24 protein-coding genes are annotated in these 22,742 nt (G+C 36.8%); 6 read left to right on the top strand and 18 right to left on the bottom strand.

Translation table 11 applies throughout. The features are described 5' to 3' along the window. Positions 1 to 55: 55 nt before the first annotated feature. The 10 genes from ACN9MR_RS03865 to ACN9MR_RS03820 all read right to left on the bottom strand — a co-directional run bounded on the left by ACN9MR_RS03865 (position 56) and on the right by ACN9MR_RS03820 (position 8,154). On the bottom strand, positions 56 to 733 hold the full coding sequence (locus tag ACN9MR_RS03865; protein ID WP_426328318.1) for a carboxypeptidase-like regulatory domain-containing protein: 678 nt from the start codon (positions 731 to 733) through the stop codon (positions 56 to 58). 52 nt (positions 734 to 785) lie between these two features. Next, positions 786 to 1,352, bottom strand: coding sequence for a Maf family protein (locus ACN9MR_RS03860; RefSeq protein WP_426328317.1), 567 nt, complete (start codon positions 1,350 to 1,352; stop codon positions 786 to 788). Between the two features lie 69 nt (positions 1,353 to 1,421). Next, the gene (locus ACN9MR_RS03855) at positions 1,422 to 1,811 is read right to left on the bottom strand and encodes a hypothetical protein (RefSeq protein ID WP_426328316.1); all 390 of its coding nucleotides are present in this window, start codon (positions 1,809 to 1,811) and stop codon (positions 1,422 to 1,424) included. Positions 1,812 to 1,913: 102 nt separating this feature from the next. Further along, positions 1,914 to 2,744 (bottom strand): universal stress protein, encoded by an 831-nt coding sequence (locus tag ACN9MR_RS03850; protein ID WP_426328315.1) that lies wholly within the window; start codon positions 2,742 to 2,744, stop codon positions 1,914 to 1,916. Positions 2,745 to 3,167: 423 nt separating this feature from the next. Continuing rightward, the gene (locus ACN9MR_RS03845) at positions 3,168 to 3,695 is read right to left on the bottom strand and encodes a KdsC family phosphatase (RefSeq protein ID WP_426328314.1); all 528 of its coding nucleotides are present in this window, start codon (positions 3,693 to 3,695) and stop codon (positions 3,168 to 3,170) included. 71 nt (positions 3,696 to 3,766) lie between these two features. Then, positions 3,767 to 4,009, bottom strand: a complete 243-nt coding sequence (gene iscX / locus ACN9MR_RS03840; RefSeq protein ID WP_426328313.1) for a Fe-S cluster assembly protein IscX — start codon at positions 4,007 to 4,009, stop codon at positions 3,767 to 3,769. A gap of 97 nt (positions 4,010 to 4,106) precedes the next feature. Then, positions 4,107 to 4,439 carry a 2Fe-2S iron-sulfur cluster-binding protein gene (locus tag ACN9MR_RS03835; protein WP_029275355.1) on the bottom strand — a complete coding sequence of 111 codons (333 nt, stop codon included), beginning with the start codon at positions 4,437 to 4,439 and terminating at the stop codon, positions 4,107 to 4,109. Positions 4,440 to 4,479: 40 nt separating this feature from the next. Then, on the bottom strand, positions 4,480 to 5,244 hold the full coding sequence (locus ACN9MR_RS03830; protein WP_426328312.1) for a Rossmann-like and DUF2520 domain-containing protein: 765 nt from the start codon (positions 5,242 to 5,244) through the stop codon (positions 4,480 to 4,482). Positions 5,245 to 5,248: 4 nt separating this feature from the next. Continuing rightward, the gene (locus ACN9MR_RS03825) at positions 5,249 to 7,714 is read right to left on the bottom strand and encodes a heme lyase CcmF/NrfE family subunit (protein ID WP_426328311.1); all 2,466 of its coding nucleotides are present in this window, start codon (positions 7,712 to 7,714) and stop codon (positions 5,249 to 5,251) included. Between the two features lie 5 nt (positions 7,715 to 7,719). Continuing rightward, positions 7,720 to 8,154, bottom strand: coding sequence for a cytochrome c maturation protein CcmE (locus ACN9MR_RS03820; protein ID WP_426328310.1), 435 nt, complete (start codon positions 8,152 to 8,154; stop codon positions 7,720 to 7,722). A gap of 254 nt (positions 8,155 to 8,408) precedes the next feature. On the opposite strand from ACN9MR_RS03820, the gene ACN9MR_RS03815 reads away from it, so the two are divergent. From ACN9MR_RS03815 to ACN9MR_RS03805, 3 genes are all read left to right on the top strand, one after another. Next, entirely contained in the window at positions 8,409 to 9,089 is a 681-nt protein-coding gene (locus ACN9MR_RS03815; protein WP_426328309.1) for a hypothetical protein, read from the top strand. A gap of 145 nt (positions 9,090 to 9,234) precedes the next feature. After that, positions 9,235 to 11,235 (top strand): hypothetical protein, encoded by a 2,001-nt coding sequence (locus ACN9MR_RS03810; protein ID WP_426328308.1) that lies wholly within the window; start codon positions 9,235 to 9,237, stop codon positions 11,233 to 11,235. A gap of 70 nt (positions 11,236 to 11,305) precedes the next feature. Beyond that, on the top strand, positions 11,306 to 12,706 hold the full coding sequence (locus ACN9MR_RS03805) for a hypothetical protein (protein WP_426328307.1): 1,401 nt from the start codon (positions 11,306 to 11,308) through the stop codon (positions 12,704 to 12,706). A 736-nt stretch (positions 12,707 to 13,442) separates the two neighbouring features. Here the strand turns inward: ACN9MR_RS03805 and ACN9MR_RS03800 are convergent. From ACN9MR_RS03800 to ACN9MR_RS03785, 4 genes are all read right to left on the bottom strand, one after another. Beyond that, positions 13,443 to 14,864 (bottom strand): Glu/Leu/Phe/Val family dehydrogenase, encoded by a 1,422-nt coding sequence (locus ACN9MR_RS03800; RefSeq protein ID WP_167293375.1) that lies wholly within the window; start codon positions 14,862 to 14,864, stop codon positions 13,443 to 13,445. A 654-nt stretch (positions 14,865 to 15,518) separates the two neighbouring features. Next, entirely contained in the window at positions 15,519 to 15,737 is a 219-nt protein-coding gene (locus tag ACN9MR_RS03795; RefSeq protein WP_215125768.1) for a CcmD family protein, read from the bottom strand. Between the two features lies 1 nt (position 15,738). Continuing rightward, the gene (ccsA, locus tag ACN9MR_RS03790; protein WP_426328306.1) at positions 15,739 to 16,401 is read right to left on the bottom strand and encodes a cytochrome c biogenesis protein CcsA; all 663 of its coding nucleotides are present in this window, start codon (positions 16,399 to 16,401) and stop codon (positions 15,739 to 15,741) included. A gap of 89 nt (positions 16,402 to 16,490) precedes the next feature. Then, positions 16,491 to 17,156 (bottom strand): heme exporter protein CcmB, encoded by a 666-nt coding sequence (locus tag ACN9MR_RS03785; protein WP_307531777.1) that lies wholly within the window; start codon positions 17,154 to 17,156, stop codon positions 16,491 to 16,493. Positions 17,157 to 17,276: 120 nt separating this feature from the next. Between ACN9MR_RS03785 and ACN9MR_RS03780 the strand changes: the two genes are divergently transcribed. Next, positions 17,277 to 17,756, top strand: coding sequence for a methylated-DNA--[protein]-cysteine S-methyltransferase (locus ACN9MR_RS03780; protein ID WP_426328305.1), 480 nt, complete (start codon positions 17,277 to 17,279; stop codon positions 17,754 to 17,756). Positions 17,757 to 17,777: 21 nt separating this feature from the next. Then, the gene (locus ACN9MR_RS03775) at positions 17,778 to 18,167 is read left to right on the top strand and encodes a hypothetical protein (protein WP_426328304.1); all 390 of its coding nucleotides are present in this window, start codon (positions 17,778 to 17,780) and stop codon (positions 18,165 to 18,167) included. Between the two features lie 38 nt (positions 18,168 to 18,205). Here ACN9MR_RS03775 and ACN9MR_RS03770 read toward each other — a convergent pair whose 3' ends face one another. The 4 genes from ACN9MR_RS03770 to ACN9MR_RS03755 form a co-directional block, all read right to left on the bottom strand. Then, positions 18,206 to 18,604, bottom strand: a complete 399-nt coding sequence (locus ACN9MR_RS03770) for a hypothetical protein (protein WP_426328303.1) — start codon at positions 18,602 to 18,604, stop codon at positions 18,206 to 18,208. A gap of 188 nt (positions 18,605 to 18,792) precedes the next feature. Further along, positions 18,793 to 19,128 (bottom strand): gliding motility protein GldC, encoded by a 336-nt coding sequence (gene gldC / locus ACN9MR_RS03765; RefSeq protein WP_029275370.1) that lies wholly within the window; start codon positions 19,126 to 19,128, stop codon positions 18,793 to 18,795. 99 nt (positions 19,129 to 19,227) lie between these two features. Further along, positions 19,228 to 19,500 (bottom strand): hypothetical protein, encoded by a 273-nt coding sequence (locus tag ACN9MR_RS03760; RefSeq protein ID WP_426328302.1) that lies wholly within the window; start codon positions 19,498 to 19,500, stop codon positions 19,228 to 19,230. A gap of 265 nt (positions 19,501 to 19,765) precedes the next feature. Beyond that, the gene (locus tag ACN9MR_RS03755; RefSeq protein ID WP_426328301.1) at positions 19,766 to 21,112 is read right to left on the bottom strand and encodes a DEAD/DEAH box helicase; all 1,347 of its coding nucleotides are present in this window, start codon (positions 21,110 to 21,112) and stop codon (positions 19,766 to 19,768) included. A 292-nt stretch (positions 21,113 to 21,404) separates the two neighbouring features. On the opposite strand from ACN9MR_RS03755, the gene ACN9MR_RS03750 reads away from it, so the two are divergent. Then, entirely contained in the window at positions 21,405 to 22,739 is a 1,335-nt protein-coding gene (locus ACN9MR_RS03750; RefSeq protein WP_426328300.1) for a dihydroorotase, read from the top strand. Positions 22,740 to 22,742 lie beyond the last annotated feature (3 nt).

Raw genomic sequence — 22,742 nt, 5'->3', positions numbered from 1 at the left:
AAAATGATCCATATAAGCTATGGATCATCGGGAGTTTAGAGAATATTAATTTAGGCTATTTCTTTTTTGGTGCAATCATTATCTTGCCCATAATCATCGATTCGGCCTTTTTAAGTTTAAGTTTGTTCTGTTTTTCCTTAGAAAAATCGAGCGTTAGAAACGCGGCATATTGTATACTATCAACCACTAATTGGTTTTTACTAACATCAAACTTATCGCCTAAAGTAATTTCGTAGCGGCCATTTTTATCAGTGAGCGCGAAAAAATCGGTATTTACAATGACTAACCTTATTCCTGCTGCAGGTTTATTGTCAGCACCGATAACGTAACCGTATATTTTTTTTGGTACAACTGGTTTTTTATCGTCTGTTTTGTTGTTTATATCTCTTGTTATTTCAATCGGCGTTTTCAAATTTTCTGCCCTGGCATCCATCATAAAAATACTCATTCCTATAGCCAGTACACCAAGGTATTTCATCCAGTTTCTATTGTTTGTTGGCACAATAGCTAAATGGTAGTTGAGCTGGTTTAATTGAGTTTGGCTCAGGCGACCGCATATTGACGACCCTGCATTTGCTAATACATTGATGATTTCGGCATTGGTATAACCTGAGAAATCAATTACATTTTTACTACAAGCCTTACAAAAATTAAAACCTTCACCTTTTTCCATTTCATCCCAGTTTTGCAAACAGGGTTCTGCTATGGTAACTTCGTTAATTCTCGTTTTCATCGTGGTTGTTTTTAGAGATGATGAAACTTTTAAGAGAATTCCACAATGAGTTTTAAATAAATTTCAGGAGCTCGTTATAAAGCTTTTCTGTTGGCAAGCCCATTACATTTGTATAAGAGCCTTCTATGCGCTCTACTACGACAATACCCCACCAATCTTGCACGCCATAACTTCCGGCCTTATCAAAGGGTTTGTAATTATCAATGTAGAAATCAATTTCATCAGCTGTAACAGATTTACAGTAAACTTCTGTCCTATCGTAAAACGAATGAATTTTATCGCCTTTAACAAGTGTTACACCTGTAAAAACTTCATGTCTGCTTCCCGATAGTTTTTTTAACATTTCTTGTGCATGCGCCCTATCTTCAGGTTTACCTAAAATTTCTCCGTTTAAGGCCACAATGGTATCAGCTGTAATTACTATTTCACCATTAGCCGTAAAGGCCTTAGCCTTCTGTTCTGAAATGTAAACGGCAATTTCTGCAGGACATAAATCCGGTGGGTAACTTTCATCTACATCTTTTAGTTCGACTTTAAAATCTAAGCCCATAAGGGTTAAAAGCTCTTGTCTACGTGGCGATTTAGATGCTAAAATAATGGGAGGGAAATTGGCAGGCATATTTTATTTTTCTGCTAAAATAAGAAAAGCGACATAAAGCCGCTTTTCTTATTTGATATTTTACCAAGATTAGTTATTTCCACCACCTTGTCTACGTTTTTCCATTTCAGCACGTTGCTCTTTTTGCCAAGCTTCGTAAGTTTTTTTCTGATCGTCTGTTAATACTGCAGTTACCTTTGCATCATTGTCGGCACGCATTTTTTGCATTTTCTCTCTCATTGCATCTCTATCACCCCCACCTTGCATTTCTTCACGCATTTTTTTCATGGTTTCTGCCTGCTCAGTAAAAACAGTGGTTAACTTTGTTTTTTGATCATCAGATAATTTTAATTTTTCATCTAGCTGTTTTACCCTTTCTTCAGGTTTCATCATCATTCTGCCTGGTCCACCACCTTGCTGCGCGTTAGCGAAACCAGCTATACCTAGCATTAATCCGCAAATCATCATTAATTTTTTCATGTTGTTCTTGTTGTTTTTGGTTGAAAATTGAGCATGTTGGAGTGTGCAAAAAGACGAAAGTTTAATCTGTAAATGTAACTTAGCTGTTGCAGATTAAAACAGTTAATCTTTTAACAATAATACGGGTACATGTGATTTAATGGTCAATTTTTGGGATACACTTTCGTGAAGCAGACTTTCGAAAAAACTATATTTTTTGGGCAATGCGATGATTAACTGGGCTTCTTCACTTTTAGCGAATTTTACTATTCCTTTAATCGTATCAGGATGATCAGCATAGTGATAAGCGGGAGAAAAATCTTTGAGCATTTCGTGCAAAAAGTGTTCTTCCTTTAAGTCAATAACATCACCAGAATTGATATTAAGCACCAAAAGTTCTAAAGCATGTTTACTTAAAATATTTTTAAGTGCATGCATTGGGATTACCTCTTTAACCTTTTTAAAATCGCAGGCTAAAATGGCTTTACGGATCGATTGATAATCGGCCTTAGGCGGAACAACCAAAACCGGAACTGGGCTTGATTTAGAAATTTTGATCGCATTAGAACCGATATCGCTTTCGTCTTTCGCTTTTTTACCGTTACTACCGATAATAATGAGTTCGATCTCTTCTCTATTTACCCGCTCAATGATAGAACGTAAGATTGTTTCTCTTGTAAGGTAAACTTCTATTTCTGCCTTGGGATTGATCTCAAGCATTTTTACCTTAAGTTTTTCCAGTGCTTCGAGCCTTCTCGTAATTTCATCGGCGATATGTACATCTGTGGTAACAATTAAATCGGGTGTTGGGAGAATGCTTTCGTATTCTGAAACATAGTAGGCATTAAGCAGTATAATTTTTGAGTTCGTCATCGCAAAACTCAGCCTGGCAGCATATTTGGCTGCGTGATCTGCTGTTTTCGAAAAATCTACTGGTACAAGGTATGTGCTCATGTGATTAAATTTAACATTTTTTACATTGATAAATTAATCAATCGATTGATTAATTTATCAATGTAAATTTCGTATATAATATGATGTATTGCAAATTTTAATGTCTGAGATTTATAATCTTTGATCTTCTCTAAAGATGTTTCGATTTGATAAGGGTGACGATAACTTGGTCGTCATTTCGACTGCAGCACCACGGAATGGAGAAATCTTTAACTTAATCAGCTATTTGGATGAATGACGAAAAGATCCTTCGACTCGCTCTGGATGACAATCTCGTAAAGAATTTTACCAGCCGAATATACTACGCTAGGATTAGCTAACTAAAAATTTATTTGCCTGAAAGATCCTGAAACAAGTTCAGGAAGACGATTCGTTATGGCACCTGTACTAATTCACTAATGAACCAATGGCTATTGAACCGATTTACATCCCCGAATCAGCAGCATTTGGATTTTCATCATGCCATCTGCCCTGTATTTTCATTACTTTTTCGATAATATCGCGGACAGCGGTTTTGCCACCATTGTAAGGAGAAATGAATGTAGATATCGCTTTTATTTCTTCTACGGCATCAGCCGGGCAGGTTGGAAGTCCTACGAGTTTCATTACTTTTAAATCTGGAACATCGTCGCCCATGTAAAGCACTTCCCCTGCAGTAATATTTTTATCCTGAAGATATTGATTGAAAATAGCCACCTTATCTCCTGTTCCGAGGAAAATATCGGTTACGCCCAGATTGAAAAAGCGTTTCCCCATGGCAATACCATCTCCGCCAGATATAATACAGATGTTATATCCTCTTTTAACGGCCAACTGCATGGCATAACCATCTTTAATGTTAAAGGTACGCAACGACTGCCCGTTATCAGTAACCTGAACTGATCCATCGGTAAGCACACCATCTACATCAAAAATGAAAGTAGTGATCTCTTTTAGTTTTTGTAAAAACATTCGCGCGTTTGGCGTTTAGGGTTAAGCGCTCGGTGCTGACTCTGGACTGAGGACTCCGAACTCAGGACTAATTATTGATTATCTCTCCACTCGTAAACCCAAGCAGATTGAATTTGCTCTAAATGTCCTTCGCTGCTTTCTTCACGCGTTCCTTTAAAGTTAGGCAATTCTAAAACCCAATCTAAAAGTTCGGTAAAGCGGATACGGTAGATTTTGGCTTCTGTAAAATCATCACCAAATTTCTCATATAAAGACATTGCAATATCTTCATAATCGTTCCAGTAAAAAGGTAAAGCAAATTTATCGTTGTTCATGTTGTTTTGTTGTTGGTTAATTGTTTGAATTGGTTAATCGGTTAACTGTTAAATCGGCTAACCGACTCCCGACTGAAGACTTTGGACTCCAGACTAACTAGTGTCCCATAAAGTCAGACTGATCTGGAATGGTAACTTCGATATCGCCGTTAATTACCACACATTGGCAGCCTAAGCGAGAAGTAATTTTCGGACGAACAGCTCTATCGATAAAATCTTCTTCTTTATCAGAAATCTCTTCGATATTATCCATACCTTTTGTTACGTATACATGGCAGGTACTGCAACCACAAACACCACCACAGTTGTGCTGTAATTCGATTCCATTATCCAGACAAACATCTAAAACAGATTCTCCCGCTGCTATTGGTAATTCAATAGATTCGTGATCTGCTTCTTCAAAATTTATTTTTAGTTTAAAAATGCTCATAATTATTTTGCAAAAGTAAGAAGCAAAAGCCGTAATTATGCTATTTCAGCGTTAATTTTATGCTATCGCTCAATGTTTGATAAATGTTCTGCAATTCGGGCGTATCAGTTAACATGCTCAAATGCTTATTTAAAGTGCTTTCGTCGTTCCTAACTGCTGGTCCAGTCTGCACATTTTCAGGTAGATTGCTCATTACCTTATCGGCGGTTTCGGCAATTAATGGCCTGATGATTTCGAAATCCAAACCGTTCTGGCTTAAAATTTTATTCGCCAAAGCATATAGGTGATTCGGAAAATTACAGGCAAATACCGCTGCAAGGTGTAATACTTTTCTTTTCTCGCCACCTAACTGGTACACTTGACGGCTAATTTTGGTTGCCAGATTGTTTAAAATCGTCAATTGGCTTTCATCGCTCGCTTCGATACAAAGTGGGATATTTTCAAATGAGATCTCTTTACCTTTCGAAAAAGTTTGCAAAGGATAAAAAACACCTGCTTTTTTTACCTGTGACGATAAAATATGAATATCGGTAGTTCCAGAGGTATGCACCACTAAACCATTTACGTTTTTTAATGATTTAGCTATGGTTTCAATGGCATCGTCCTTTACCGATATAATATATAAATCAGCATTTTGTTTAACTTCATTTAAATCGTTTACGGCTTCGGCAGCTATTAAATCAGCCAATAACTTTGCATGATTAAGATTTGGGCTGTACACCTGTACCACATCTTCACTTTTGGCTTTTAATGCTTTTCCTAAGTGTGTGGCAACGTTTCCCGAACCTAATAAAACGATCTTCATGATTTTATGCGGTTTTGGCCTCTTTTCTTCTTCTGAAAATTGAAAGCAAGAAACCAACAACCATTACAATAGTACCTGCCCAATATAAATTGATGAAAGGAAATTCTATCGCTTTAAAAACCACCCAGTCCTTAGACTGCTGAGGTTTTTCAAAGATCTGAAGCTCCACTTTTTTCTCATCTGGCAATACTCTTGCAAAACGGAATTTCAAATCCAATTCATCTACCTTACGGGCGAAATCGAAAGTGTTATTTCCTTTGATTAAGAAAATAGGCTCTGTGTTATAAATCTTGCCAGCAGCATTAACCTCTAACGGTAAACCAACAGCATAATCACCCTGACCTAAAACTAAATCTTTTGCGGTAGGTTTTCTGTTTAAATCTTTAACGGTAACTATACCACTTGAAGTATGAATGGTATCTCCTACCGAAACCTTTACAATACGCGGTGCTTTATAATTTTCATCATCAGAATGACCTTCGTGATCTTCATGTGATGTTTTTTTAATGGCAGCACTGGTGATGTGGGTATAAACATCATAAGTAAGGTAATGCTTGGTATCAGGAGAGGCAATTAGCCCCATTTTTTCATTTTCCTGTACATGTGGATGTAAGTTAAAATCTTCTTTAACCTTACCTTCCTTATCTAAAACTTTAAAATTAAGGGTATAAATGGTATTGGGTGCTACAGTAGTATCGGCAACATATGTTACGGTGTAGTTACCCATTTTCTTGGGTTCATTTTTGTATAACATGATGTTCTCGCCCGGTTTTTCTACTTTTTCGAAATCTTTTACCGGAATAAATTTAGTAGCATTAATTGATAAAGGTTTGTTTGTAGCGGCAGAGATTAGTGCACCTAAGATCAAAAAAGCAAAGCCAATGTGTGCAATTGCCGATCCAGCTAATTTAGCCTTGCCACCAAAAGCCTGATATAATACTGCAGCATTAGAAAGAACAGCGAACAAACAACTAAATGTAATAAGGATGTACATGGTGTTGGTGTAAATCTCAGCCACATATACCAAGCCTGCTGTTAACACAATGGAGAAAATAATTGCCGATACCAGACTACTATAAAATTTGCGTGGATCAGTTCTTTTGTATTTTAAATATTGAGAGAAACCTGAAATCAAAGTAATTAATACCGCAAATGGTGCCTGCCATTGATTATAGTATTTTACAGCATCAATTGGCGGAGTAAAGTTTGTTCCAAAGGCTTTGTTAAACACAGGAACTGATGTAGAGAATATTACCTGGATACAAGCGATGGTTACCACCAAAGCCCCAATAAACATCCAGAATTCGCGAGAATAAGTTTCTTCATCCTTAGTGGTAATTGGCAATTCTTGCCATCTTACTATAATGAGTACAATTGCTAAAACAGCGAAAACAACATTATATAAAATTAAGTGGCCAAACATCCCCATATCGGTAAATGAGTGAACTGATGTATCACCTAAAATTCCGCTTCGGGTTAAAAACGATGCATAAAGCACCAATAAGAAACTTAAAAAAACCAGGGCAATTGCGGTAAAATAAGCATGTCCTGTATTTTTATATGCAATCATTACATGTACCGCACCGATTAGGGTTAACCATGGGATTAAAGAAGCATTTTCAACAGGATCCCAAGCCCAGAAACCGCCAAAGTTTAACGCTTCGTAAGCCCAGAAAGAACCCATAATAATACCTGTACCCAAAACCATTACTGCAAAAAGTGCCCAGGGCATAGCTGGTTTAATCCATTCTTTATACCTTTTTTGCCACAAAGCCGCAATTCCATAGGCAAAAGGTACAATCATACTGGCAAAACCTAAAAATAAGGTTGGTGGGTGGATAACCATCCAATAGTTTTGCAACAATGGATTTAATCCTCTACCATCGGTAATAAATTTTAAATAATTAGCAAAGTTTTCAGGATTTGCGAAAACTACAGGAGCCATTGATTTTAGATCAAGAGAATCTCTTAATAGGATAAACGGAGAACTTCCGATGCGCTCACCAAAAATCTCTACGCCTAAAAGCATTGAAGTTAAAAATACTTGAGAGAAAGCGACAACTGTCATTACAGGGCGCTCCCAGGTTTTAGCTTTCCAGATTAATAAAGTACCTAGAAACGATTGCCAGAAAGCCCACAGCAAGAAACTTCCTTCCTGTCCCTCCCAAAAAGCAGAAATAATATAATGAATTGGAAGCTGTTTTGAAGAGTGCCAATAGATATAACTGTATTCATTGTAGTGGCCCAATACCAGGTAGAACAAAATTGCTCCGATACCAATTATACAGCCAAAATTAGCTAAGAATCCAATCCGACCTAAGTTCCGCCATGATTTATCTTCTAAATTTTTATCGCGACTGGCATAAAAGTATGCGATTGTTGAAAGTAATGATGCACTAAACGCCAGCACAATAAAAAACTGCCCGATTTTACCCGGTAGCAGGTTTTCGCCTACAAATTGAATATCCATTAAAATTAGTTATATTTTTTCTCACCGTACTTACCTACCGTATCAACCTTACCGTCTTTATTAATTTCAACAAGGTTGTCGTTATATTTAGATGGGCATTTCATTAAAATTTTCGACGCGTAAAACTTGTCTTTGTTCATCTTACCGATTAACACAAGCTTTTCTGATTTTTCGAAATCCTGCGGTTTGGTACCTGCGTAAATGACCTCTCTCACTTCCCCTTTTTCATCTTTCATGTGGAATGAAAAATGGTTAGCATCTTTTACGGCGTCGTAGTAAGTACCCATCGATTTTACCCAATAGCCCATAACATGTTCCTCTTTCTCAGAAAGGGTTGCCTGTTTGAAATTAGAGTAAGTATCAGTATTTGCATTTAAGCTAAATAAAATCCCTACGGAAATTGCGATGGTAATCAATCCAATGATTGCACTTTTCTTCATGGTTATACTTGTTGTAAAAGCTGGCAACAAAGATAGAAAAATCGGCTTAGCCAGCATTCTTTTACATTTTTCTTGTCTTTATATTGACAATTATCTGATTTTTGAAGGGAAATATTTTTTCTGAAGCCTATATTTATAACCGATCTTAAGGAATATCTTAAATCGTTTAAAAGTTTGGGCTGAAATTGCTAAGTTTGGCCTATCAGATAATCATTCCTTTTTTACATCCCGCATAGCACATAAACCGGATTAACATGAAATTAAAGCAGTTTTATAAGCTTTTGTTATTTATAGTTTTGATACCTTTTTTAAGCTCTTGTTTTGAAGTAATTGAAGAAATTGCCATGAAAAACGACGGAACCGGCGATGTGGTACTCACCATAAACCTAAGCCAGAGCAAAACCAAGGTAGCTTCGGTAATGCTTTTGGATAGCGTACAAGGCTATAAAGTACCCAGCAAACAAAAAATTCAACAGGAATTAAATGAAGCAGTGGCCTATTTAAAAAAATCGGAAGGGATTTCTAACGTAAAAAGCACAAGCGATTTTAATAATTATATCGCAACCATTAGTTTTTCTTTTAAAGATGTTTCAAATATCAATAACATCACCAAAAATATTCTTGCCCAACAAAAAATTAAGGCTACCAATACCTCCTCGTATACTTATAACAAGGCCACCAAAACCTTTAGCCGAAAATATCAGGCAATAAGTAGCGCTAAAACAGAATTCAATAAATTAAAAGCAAAAGACAAGGCAGTTTTTAACGGCGCAACCTACACCAGTATCTATCGTTTCGAATCTGCTGTAACAAGTAGTACCAATCCGGCATCAAATGTATCGAAATCTAAAAAAGCCGTGATGTTAAAAAGCAGCATCATGGATTTAATTAACGGAAAAATTAACGTATCTAATTCCATACAACTATCTAAATAAAAATGAAACCAACGCTTCATCGGCGATAGTTTCATCTCCATGAAAACAAATTATATCCAATGAAACCATCATGAGCATACTGTTCACAAACCGAGATGAATATGCTCATGATAGCTTCATAACCGCTAAAAAACAATAATATCCAATGAAAAAAATTCTAATTGCCATCGCTCTTTTCTTATCGTTTAATCTGGCCAAGGCTCAGGATCTGGTTAAGAAAATACCTGCAAATGCCTTTACAGTTGCCACCATTAAAGGCGATAACGTATTTAAATTGATGTTTGTAAAAGATTTTAATGAATCTTTCGTAGGCAAGAAATTACTTACCGAAACTTCAAAATCACTTGATAAAAGCTTTACCAGCATAGAAGATTTCGGCATTAACCTGGAGAAAAACATGTATTATTTTAATCAATTAAGCGATAGCATTACCTATAACTGCTTTCTGATCCCGATAAAAGATGCAACTAAGTTTGAAAACTTAATTAACAACAAGGAAAATAAATTTACAAAAGAAGGCGACGTTCGCACTATGATTTTGCCAGATAGTACAAGCATTATTAAGTGGAACAATAACATGATGTACTTTGTAACAGGAAGCATCAGCAGTTCTTTTTTTGCCGATTCAGTTAAATCTGCCCGTTATGGAATTAAGGATATCAGGTTTCAAAATGACCCTACACTGGTTGATAGTGCTGCAGTTGTAGCTACAGATTCTACTTATGTAACTACAGCCGAGCCTATGGTCGAGGAAGTGCCTGCTCCACCTGTTGTAAAAGCGAAAGCTCAGAAAAAATCGACAGCTAAAAAAACTACCGCTAAAAAGAAAAAAGCATCAAAGAAAAAAATTCCTTTAAAACCACAATACCACTATGATGATGTTGCGGTGGCAACTGCTGATACTGCTAGTGCTATGACTCCAGTTCACGGCGTTGTAGATGAACAATATGATGCTTACCAACAGGAGCGTTTAGAGCAGGATGCAAAGAAAAAGAGATTGGCTTTTACCTGGATGACCTCCCAGGCGGATCAGATTTTTAATGGTAGTTACGAGTCTATCGAAACCAATAAATCATACACAGCGAGTTTAGACAACAAAGCCATAGCAGAACTTTGGGTGTCGAGTCTGCAAGATGTTTATAATGCAATCTCTCCAGAATTCGGTGCTTATGGTAAAGCAGGGCTAATGAAAGGTTATGGCAGTTTAAATGCGAAACTTTTTATGGATGACAAAAGTTTCCGCATCTCTACAGGCCTAGAATTGGCGCAGGAACAGGCAGATGCGTATAAAAAAATCATGAACAGAAAGTTAAACAAAAACTTTTTGAAATATGTAAACAGCGAAAAAGCGCTTGGTTTTATGAGCTATTCTATTGATACTAAAGCTTACCTTGAAGAATTTCCTAAATTAATGAAACAGACCTATGGTTCTTTTTTGGGCGCCAGAATGGATGAAGAAATTGACCTGGGCGCTGAACTGCTCTCTCTTTTGCTAGATGAAGAAGCGGTAAGCAAAGTAATTAAAGGTGATGCTCTATTTGTAATTAATGGATTAAACACCAAAGATGTTACTTACACAACTTACGAATATGACGACGATTACAAACAAAAAGAAATAGTTAAAACGAAAAAAGAAACCTTGCCTGATTTCCTTTTCATGTTTTCTTCTGAAGATACCAGATTGATCAATAAACTGATTAAATATGGCGTAAACAAAAATTATGTATCTGTTGAGAACAACATTTATAAAATATTGGAAAAGAAAAGCCCGATTGATATTTACTTTATGATTAAAGATGGTATTGTTTTTTTCGGTAATTCGTTAACTGAAATGCAGGGTATCAGTAACAATCAATACAACAGCAATAAATTAAGTAAACTGCACAAACAACTATTGAGCAAAAACAATTTCAGCTTTTTATTTAATGCCAAAAACCTGGTGGGCAAAGTACCAGATTCTGAAATTGGTGGTGAAGAAACCGCCAAAAAATTTAACAGCACTTTAGAAAAAATGGGCAATGTATACATGAAATCGAACCCGATTAAGGGCAGATTGGTTTCAGCAGATATTAGCGCAGAAATTCCGAACGGACATGAAAACGCTTTGAAATATCTGTTTTCTTTAATTGAAAATGCAGCTAAGTAGTTTAGTTGGCAATTATCAGTTGGCAGTTTACAGTTAACCGATTAACCAATTTAACAGTTAACCATATTCCATGAAGAAATTTTTAAAAATAACAGCAGCAATAGCAATATTGCTGCTGCTTTGTTATTTCGGCTTTTTCAAATACAGACAAATCCAGGCAAATAATATATCTATCCCTGGTTCTACCAATGCATTGCTTAAAATTAATGTTGATGAGCTATACAAAACCATTGCGGTTAGTTATGTAAAACATCCAAGTCAATATTCGGGAGCAGATAAAAAAGGGATTAAGGAAAAGGTAGACGATTTAAACACCGGATTGAAAATTCCGGCAAACATTTATATATATAGTTTAAACGGAAAAGCAAAAACTACTTTTTTTTCGACTTTTGAAATAGCAGATACTTTAGCATTTCACCGTTTTATTCAAAAAAAATCTGCATTGCCGTTGATTAAAAAGGATAGAAATTTCTTTCAATCCAAAGATTCGACCTTTTGTATCTTATTTAACAAAACAACTGCCGCTTTAGCATACACACCACAAAAGGAGCAATTAAAAACTGTTCTGCAAGCAATCCTGGATAAAAAAAATATGGTTAAACTTGGCGATAGTCAATTTAAGAGGCTTGCAGGCCTTTCCGATCATGTTTCGTTTCAAAATACCGAGAACTATAGCAAGATTAATTTTACTGACGGAAAAATTAATTTCAGTAATGAGTTCATAAACCAAATGATCGTGCCAGCAGCCAAACCGCAGCACCGGACTTTAAACCCAGAAAGCACAATAGGTATGTGGCTAAACGCAAAGTTTAAATCAGAATTACATAAGAAAAATCAGACGGGAGCTCCTTCTCTCCTTTCAAAAGACAGCTTTTTCAGATTTTACAAAGATTATGTGGATTTTGAATGGACAAACACCATTACCCAGGTAGATACTGTTGTAGGTTATGAATATAATGATGATTTTGAAAGGGTTGAAAAAAAAGTACTTCAGGACAGGAAAATTCCTTCCATTTCCATGAATCTGACTGCCAATGACCAAGAAGTAAGCGATTACCTTAAATCACTAGGCGCGTTGGATCAATCTACCGGAAAGATTAGTAGTTCGATGATTCCATTGTACCAGGTTTATTTTAAAGGTAATAGTGGTAACATTCAATTAAGCACTATACAAAGCGCTAAACCTGATCTTAAAAGAGTATCATCTGACGATTTCTTTTATTTTAAAGTAGATTTTAAAAAGTTGATTAAACAAACACCAATGCCATTAATTGCAGATAAACTGGGTACTTTTAGTCAACTGGAAATAAAAGCAAAAAGCATAGGGAAAGACAAAATCAGGCTGGAATCGGAACTTTTATTTTTAAACGAGCATGCCAACGCCCTGATCCAGCTTTTAAAAGCGTTTAAAGGTAGCCTCAACAGCTCGCTAGATTTTAACTTCTCATTTGGTAAGCCGGCAAGCAGGTAAGGTATTTCCCGCAGATTTAAGGCTATTTACGCAGACTATAATTGTTTGCGGTGTCAATAAAAATAACATTAGTTCTTCGACAGGCTCAGAATGACAAACATCTTAGTAGATTACCTAACATGATAATTCACTTGTTTGGTGAGCCACCAAACATGGATTCGGATGATTTACGCAGATTAACTGTCCATTGTACGTAAACCTGATGGGACGGATGCCGATCCTTCATCGGCAGGAGGTACAGCAGGACTAGCCAGTCAAATGAAATATAGCGCTTAAAAATATATTCATTATTTGGAGCGCACCGCCTGTACAAAACAAAAAGTTTCATCCCGTTTTGCGTTTTTACGCTTCGCTTCCTCGTGCCTCGTTGCTGCAGGGTAACACTTCAACCGGGGCTAAGCAGCTGAGACAGTGTTTCATTTTTAGGGTTGCATGGTGCACAAACCCCGGTCCCTAAACCCGACAATAGCGGCAGCCTCCGATTTCTTCTATCGGAGCTATAGCAAATGGCGGGACTGCAACCCCGCCAAGAACCACAATCCATTCGTTTTCTTATTAAAAAACTATCGATTTCATTTGGAGCGCAATGCTTCTGCAAATCAAAAATTTCTTTACCACATTGCGCTTCAAGCCACTATGATGATCTTGAACACAAAAAAGCCCTGCAGTTTTAAATTCTGCAGGGCTTTTATTTAGATCTTTATCCTTCGACAAGCTCAGGATGACAAGCTAAGTATTATGGCCAAACGCCTAAATTCATATAAGAAACCGCAATTTTATCTATTGAATTTACAAAAGCAGCTGTTCTCAATGTTTGAGTTGCTGGTTTGTTCATTAATGTTTCGCGGATTTCGTGATAAGAATGGATCATGGTGTCTTCTAAACCAGAGTTTACCAATTCCATTTCAGATGCGCCTTTAACAATCATTAACCGGTGTTCGGGAAGGATTGTTTTGCCCGTTAGGTTTTCTAAAGTATTAATCAGATTGGCATTTGAATTAGCCGCATAACGGTTCTCCATACGACCGAAAGCCACGTGAGAAAGGTTTTTCAACCACTCGAAATAAGAAACCGTAACACCACCCGCATTGCAATACATATCAGGAATGATAATACCACCCATTTCGGTAAAAATGGTTTCCGCTTCTGGTGTAGTTGGACCATTTGCACCTTCAGCAATAATTTTTGCCTTAATATTACGGATATTTAGTTCAGTAAATTGGTTTTCTAAAGCAGCAGGAACGATGATATCACAATCCTGCTCTAAACCTTCCATCGAATTTTTAAAGTCTTTAGCGCCAGGAAACCCTAAGATGGAACCAGTATTTTTACGGTGTGCAAAAACCTCATCCACATTTAATCCATTAGGATTGTAAATAGCTCCCTCAAACTCACATAAACCTACAATAGTAGCTCCAAATTCTGCTAAGAATTTAGCCGAATGGTAGCCCACATTACCTAACCCCTGAACAATTACTCTTTTATCGCCTAAACCAGCTTTAAAGCCTAATTTAGCCATATCTTCTGCCACTTCTACACATTCTCGTACGGCATAAGCAACACCACGTCCTGTAGCTTCTTTACGGCCACGGATACCATGTAGCGCAATTGGTTTACCAGTTACACAGCCTAAAGCGTCTAACTGACCTGGATTCATGGTCATATAAGTATCGGCAATCCAGCTCATTTCGCGTTCGCCAGATCCATAATCAGGAGCAGGAACATCAATGCCAGGGCCAATAAAGTTTTTCTTAATTAATTCTGTAGTATAACGGCGGGTAATGGTTTCTAACTCAGCAACACTGTATTGTTTAGTGTTAATTTTAATACCACCTTTTGCGCCACCAAATGGAACGTTAACAATGGCACACTTGTAAGTCATTAAGGCCGCAAGTGCCATAACCTCATCTTCGTTTACCATTTCACTGTAACGGATACCACCCTTAGTAGGGCTCATGTGGTGAGAGTGTTCTACACGCCAAGCATCAATTACTTCAAAACCGTTTCCGCGGCGGATTGGGAATTGGAAACGATACACACTATTACATGTTTTAATCTGGTTCAATAAACCTTCTGGATGATTGGTGAATTGAGCCGCACTGTCAAAGTTCTTACAAACATCTGCAAAGAACTTGTTCTCGTCTGCTAGATTAGCCATTATTTATTTTTTATATTGAATAAGTTTTCGATGCAAAATTGCCTAAAAAAACTGCACATATCCAAATGCAAAAAGACTTAGTGTAAAGCAAACACCATTCTATTTTAGCCTAAAATTAGCTTTTATACCCGTTGGAGAAACCTGTCTAAAAACTATACCTAAACACGTTTAAACGTAGATATCTTAGTAAGCCAGTACCGTAAAACGACTATTTTTATAGGTTTTATTACAGCTTATTTTGAACAAAAAAAAATTATAAAAAAAATATTCAAAACGGCCTTTTGTTGCAACACTCAACAAATAGAAGCTAGAAAACAGATCAATATTGCGAATATTGCAAATACCTATAAAAAGCAGGGCATAAAAAAAAGTGACCAATTGTGTTGATCACTTCTTAAAGTTAACCTAAATCGTCCCGTTGATTTAATTTTTAACTAACCAAACTTGATCAATAAATTACCAAAAAACAATACTGTGATGTAGGTATTTTACGTGGTTACTGCTTTGTATTTTTAATTAGGCCTTTTAAAATTAGCAAAAACCTCTTTTACAATAAGATAAATATAAAAAATTGATAAATATAGTCTTAAAACATATCGATTTACCAACTACTGAAGGCAAATATGTTTTTAACCAGCATCCGTATTTACGCTATTATTTATCAGTTTGGTTTTCTTTTTCGATTTTCTTTAATCTTTTATCGATTGAGAACAGGTAGGCCAACAAACCTACAAGAATAATTACGATACATATTACCACAACATATATCTTTCCATTGCTGCGAAGGCTATCAGCCATTTCTACGCCATTATCCTGCGCAAATAATTGCATAGCGGCCATCATTAATATCAGGGAGAAAAATATCTTCTTCATTTTAGTTATGTTGTTGTTTGTTTTCTATATTACGTATTCTGAAACGGATGGTATAAACCCAGTAGCCGATTAATATCCAACCTAAACATGCAGGATAAAATACCATACGCATGCGGCTGTCTAAATCGTAACTGTTAAAACCAGGGTTACCGCCATTACCTGGGTGCAATGAATCTTTTAAACGTGGTAAAACAAAAAGTAATACCACCATCATTGGGAAGGCGAAAATATTGTAAATGGCCGAAATCTTGGCTCTTTTCTGTTCTTCGTCTATCGCATTGCGAAGAATGAGGTAGGCAAAATAGAGCAAAATTGAAATGGCAGCAAAATTCTGTTTAGGATCGAAACTCCAAAACTGCCCCCAGGTATATTTCGCCCAGATGGCGCCTGTAACCAAACCTAAAACGCCGAAAACTATCCCAGTGTTTACGCTTTCCACAGCTTTAATATCATCAATTTCACTTTTTGTACTCAATGATTTTACACTGTAAAAAACAGAGATCGAAAAGAGCACAATCATGGCAAACCACATCGGAACATGGAAATACAGATTACGGATTGTTTCGTTCAAAATAGCCAGATGCGGTACACCAAGTAACAAACCTGCTATTGCAGTATAAATTACCAAAACCGAACCTAAAATTTTCCACCAAATTTTATTCATACCTATATAATTATTGAGTTCTGAATGATTGAATTAGTGAATGTTATTCTCTATTCTATCATTCAATCCATCTCTCATTCAATCATTTTTTAATCCCTCCAAAGGTAAGGAAATAACAATAAAGACGTTGCCACCATCAGTACATTCACCACAAGTAACATCGCTATTTCATCGTAACTATTCTCCCACGGCAAACCGTCAACAGCATTTTTGGCCAGTTTAATCAACAAGATCAATACCGGAATAATAATTGGAAAGCTCAAAATAGCCATTAACATTCCTCCATTTCCCGCTTTGCTTGCGATTGCCGAAACCATTGTAAATACAGTAGAAAAACTGATACTGCCCAATACCACGGCTATGTAATACATCACTAAATCGGGCGGGGTAAAAGAATCGAAAACCAGTGTATAAAAGCCTAAAGCAATTGTGGTAAGCACCAACATGAGGAGTATGTTGTAAACCGTTTTAGAAATTAAAACCGCAGCTGGACTTGCCAAAATGTAACTGTATAACTGCTGTCCTTTGGTTTCCTGCAAAAAACTTTTCGATACGCCATTAATTGAGGCAAAAAGCATGATGATCCAAAACAAGGCATTCCATGTTAATTTATCACCCAGGCTAACAAAAGAGAGGTAACAAGTAAAAATGGTAGAAACCACATAGAGCAATACACCGTTAATGGTATATTTGGAGCGCCACTCTAACAATACTTCCTTGTGAATTAAATATTTAACCTCTTTGGCCAATTGCATAACCGCAAAGATACTTTTATTGATAAATATTGCACGCTTAAATTGTTGTATTGTTGTAATTTTGTTTAAGAATAAGCACAAAGAAGATTACCCACAGAAATACTGAAGTCACAGAAAAATATGGATTATGCATCAGTAATAGCATCGCCTGTTGGCACAATAACCATCTTAGCTGATGACGAATTTGTGCATGTAATTACTTTTGCTGAGAAGGATATTACTGGATTATCAGAAAATGCGCTTACGGTAAAGGTAGCCAACCAGTTAAATGATTATTTCAAAGGTGATTTAAAGAATTTCGATTTTCCGATGAAACAAAAAGGGACCGAATTTCAGCAGGAGGTCTGGCAGAATTTACTGACAATACCTTTTGGCGAAACCACTTCCTACGCCAAATTTTCTGCGCACAATCCATTAGCGATAAGGGCTATTGCCGTAGCAAATGGAAAAAACAATATTGCCATTGTAGTACCATGCCATAGGGTAATCGGCAGTAACGGCAAACTGGTGGGTTATGCAGGTGGTTTATGGCGTAAACAATGGCTGCTACAACACGAACGCGAACTTTCCCAAAAAGGACAAACCGAATTAAAATTTTAAATCATACTTTTTTTTTTGCAGATGAATACTGACGAAGCCGAAACAACTAAAAATTATATAAAAGCCATCCGTTTAATTAATATTGAAGATAACAAATGTGCTTTCGAGACGGGTAAAATCCCTATCCGCCAGCATATTAATGCGAGTTATTTTTTCGCACAAACCGATGTATCCTCTTTAGAGAAAATCCCCCACCCTGCACCAAGGCGCCAATATGTAATTACGCTTAAGGGTAAACTTCAGTTTACAGTAAGCAATGGCGAAACTTTTATAGTTGAGCCGGGGATTATACTCATTGCCAATGATACAGCCGGAGAAGGACATACATGGGAAGTAATAGAAGGCAATGAATGGGAAAGGATATATATTCCCTTGGAAAATGATACGGATGACTATTTCATTATAGATTAGCGTTTTCACCAGCTAAGCGCAGAATAACACGAAAAGGTTTAAGTGGTAATCTTCTCTCCGCGTTTCACACTGAAAAGCATAAATATAACACCTACCAAAAGTACAATCCAGCCCCACTGGAAATGAACAACTTTACCGATAAGTTTATTGGCGAAGCCATATTTAGTATAATTATTTGCAGTAAAATAAACTGCAACTACCGCTAAAACATACCAGATAGCCATTACGAAACTCATAAACTTAAAGGCACCTACTTTTCTGATAAACAGAAACAATACCGAAATGGCGATAATGCCATAAGTGATCAAAAACAAACGGGCATCTGATTGATACAAGTTCCAATTGCCTTTAATGGGCACTTTTAACATTGGGCAGAAACCTGCAATAATGCATAACAAAATGCCTAACCAAGCCCTGAATTTATTTAATACTAACATATTTTTTGGTTAATCGGTTAACTGTATAAATCGGTGAATTGCTTTAATGGCTGATAGTTGATGGTTAATAGTTTAATAGCTAACTTGTCTGGCATTTTTTAATGACTAATGACTAATGACTAATGACTAATGACTAATGACTAATGACTAATGACTAATGACTAATGACTAATGACTAATGACTAAAACTACTGCCCTTCAATAATCCCCATCTTATCAGCAAAATGAGCGCAATAATCGCGTAAATCTTCTACAATAAGAGTTTCGTTTGTGGCTTTTAAAAAGCTATCGCCCATGGTTTGTAAAGTTTCGTAGAAGAAACGTTTCATCTCATCAACAGGCATATCTTTTGTCCAAAGGTCTATCTTCAATGTATTTTTATAATTGTGGTCCCAAACCGACAAAAACATCGCCTTTGCAGGCACTTTATCAGCGTTTCCAGAATCTGTACTCTCCCAAAGTATGTTATCTGGGTTATTGCCTTCATCCAACTCAACGGTTATTTTTATTTCTGCTTTTTTCATTTTTAATATTGATAATGCCGATAAAGAGACTACATAAATTTATCGACTAATTTTTCCGGATGCAAAGATGCTTAATATTAGTTTTAATTCATCGTAGCCTTACGCTACTTTTTGTAATATTAACATCAAGATTGCCGCAATGAAGATAAAGATCAACTCTACCACCCAGATCCTTTTAATATCTTTTAACGTGAATCGGAAAATCATATCTGTAATAAAGGTTACAAGGATAAGGCAACCTAAAATTAGGAGATAAAAGCCGCTCATATCCACTTGGCGTGGTGCTGTGCTTTTCTCTGAAACTAAATTTACAGCCACTAATCCCAAACCAATGGCGCTAACGATATTTAAAGGCGTAATCCTAATTTTCATTTATCGATAATATTAAAATAAATATTGGAATTATGACAATAAATATCATTTCTGCTAGCCAAATTCTTTTTAAAACGCTGAAAACAAGCCTAAAAACTATGTCTATAACTATTATCGCAATAATTACAAATATTAAAAGATATGCAATGAGACCATTAGTGTTAATGTTTGGGTAAGATGCAATAGGGTTTAAGTACAAATACCCAGTCCATATTGTTATTACTAACGTAATTACATTTAAAGGTGTAACACTAAGTTTCATTAGCTACTTTTTCTTATCGAATTTTTTACCTTTTTTAAAGCTTTTTATCTGCTTGCCGGCCTTTGCTTTGGCTTTTTCTCTTACCTTTTTTTCTATCGCAGCAGCATGCTTTTTCTCGTGGAAAGCTCCCTTAAAATCAGGATCTTCCTTGCGTTTCTGCATATCGATTTCCTTTGCAATATGTTGGCGTTCTTCGTAAGGGGTTTCATCAATGAAAACGCCTTCCGGAATTTCGGCCACTGGAATATATTGGCGGATCAATTTTTCGATCTTGCGGATATAATATTTTTCGGCATCCGTTGCAAAGGTAATCGCATCACCTTTGGCAAAAGCCCTGCCGGTACGCCCAATACGGTGTACATAATCTTCGATAATGATAGGCACATCGAAATTGATCACATGACTTACATCACTCACATCAATACCTCTGCTTGCTACATCTGTAGCCACCAGAACCCTGATATTACCTTCTTTGAAACTATTTATGGAGTTAATTCTGGTATTTTGTCCTTTATTGGCGTGGATTACACGAACATGCTCAGCACCATATCTGCGCTCAATAAAACTGTAAATATTATCGGCAACGGTTTTTGTTTTACAGAAAATGATCAGACGGTTAAAAGCCTCATCGTTCTTCAGCAAATGCTGCAGTAAATTAATTTTAGTTTTGAAATTAGGAACGTAATATAAAGCCTGCGTTACGTTTGCTGCAGGGGTTGCCTGCGCTGATGCTTCAATGACAAGTGGATTATTCAGGAAATCGCCTGCAATTTTCTGCACTAAATCACTCATTGTCGCTGAGAACAACAAATTTTGGCGTTTACGTGGAACGATTTCCAAAATCCGGTGAATAGAGCCAATAAAGCCCATATCCATCATTTTATCGGCTTCATCCAGCACCAAAAACTTTAAACTCTGTGTATTAATATCACCAGCCAAATATAAATCCAGGAATCTTCCAGGTGTGGCAATCAGGATATCAACACCTTTTGCAATTTGCTCTTTCTGCGTTTTTGGACCGATTCCACCAAAAATCACTAAAGAACGTAAATCCGTATAGGTAGAAAATAACTTCACCTGCTCGGCAATCTGCATCGCCAATTCGCGTGTTGGAGATAAAATTAAAGCCCTCGGATTATCGCCCTGAGCATATTTCAATTGCATTAAAATCGGCAAAACAAAAGCCGCAGTTTTTCCTGTACCAGTTTCGGCGATACCAAAAATATCTTGTCCAGATAATACTGGCGCAATTGCTTTTTCCTGTATCGGTGTGGCAACGGTATAACCTGCATCGGCAACTGCATTTAAAATTTGCCTGTTTAACTTAAATTCTTCGAACGATTTTGCCATAGCGCACAAAGATAGTGATTAAGGTTGAGGGTTTGAAGGTGTAAGGCAGAAGGTTTCAGTCCGATGCATAATTTAAGCTTCTTTTATCAGAACTAGGAGTAAAGCAATTTCCAGCAATTCTTCGGTTCTGACAGCGCTGCTATCCGCTTTATCCCGATGAAAATCGGGATGCCCACTATCAGGTTTATTTAACCTAAAACAGTAACATAAAACTCAATTTCCCCTATCCAAAGCATCAAAATCTCGATATTTGATACTAGCTACTTAACACTAAATTACTACCTTTGAAACCATGAATACTTACCTGATAAAAGCTGCCACAATTGTAAATGAAGGACAAAAAATTGTTGCCGATGTATTGATAAAAGATGGATTGATAACCAAAATCGGTCAGAATCTATCTGCACCTGATGCGCAAGAAATTAACGCAGAAGGACAATACCTTTTACCAGGGATGATTGACGATCAGGTACATTTCCGCGAACCAGGCTTAACCCATAAAGCCGATATTTTTACCGAAAGTATGGCTGCTGTAGCCGGAGGGATTACCTCTTTTATGGAAATGCCGAATACTGTACCAAACACCTTAACACAGGATTTATTAGCCGATAAATATGAAATTGCTGCCCAAACTTCGTTAGCGAATTACTCATTTTACATGGGAGCCAGCAACGACAATATTGAAGAGGTTTTAAAAACCGACCCTAAAAATGTTTGTGGTATTAAGGTTTTTATGGGTTCATCAACGGGGAATATGCTGGTTGATAACGAGAAAACATTAGAAAACATTTTTAGCAAAGCCCCCATATTAGTGGCTACCCACTGTGAAGATGAAGCAACCATCCGCCATAATCTGGCCGAATTTAAAGCTAAATATGGCGAAGATTTAACAATAGAAATGCACCCTTTAATCCGCAGCGCAGAAGCCTGTTATAAATCATCATCATTAGCGGTAGAACTGGCTAAAACTTATCAAACCCGCTTGCATATCTTACATATTTCTACCGCGAGAGAAATTGCATTATTCGATAACACTGCGCCATTAAAGAATAAAAAAATTACGGCCGAAGCTTGCGTGCACCATCTTTGGTTTAACGATAAAGATTACGCTTCAAAAGGAAATTTCATTAAATGGAATCCTGCGGTAAAAACCGAGGACGATCAAAAAGGTGTACTTAAAGGTGTTCTCGAAGGTTATATTGATGTAATTGCGACAGATCACGCGCCACACACATTGGCAGAAAAGCAGCAGCCTTATGCTCAAGCCCCATCCGGTGGTCCATTGGTACAACATGCATTACCGGCATTGCTAGAAATGCATTTACAGGGTAAAATCTCTTTAGAGAAAATTGTTGAAAAAACAGCGCACAACCTGGCCATCTGTTTTGACATCGAAAAACGTGGTTTCATCCGTGAAGGGTATTGGGCAGATTTAGTGTTGGTAGACTTAAAAGATCCTTGGACAGTAACCAAACTTAATAATTTCTACAAATGTGGTTGGAGCCCGTTCGATGGAGATACTTTCCAGGCAAGTATTACACATACCTTTGTATCAGGTAATTTGGCCTACCAAAATGGCAAATTCACGACAGATCAGATCGGAAAACGTCTAACTTTTGCCAGATAGATT

Origin of the sequence: Pedobacter sp. R-06, assembly GCF_049913135.1 — a bacterium.
In the GTDB taxonomy this organism is placed as follows: Bacteria; Bacteroidota; Bacteroidia; order Sphingobacteriales; family Sphingobacteriaceae; genus Pedobacter.
The sequence above is the reverse complement of the archived record's forward strand: the minus strand, read 5'-3'. Positions and strand labels throughout refer to the sequence as shown.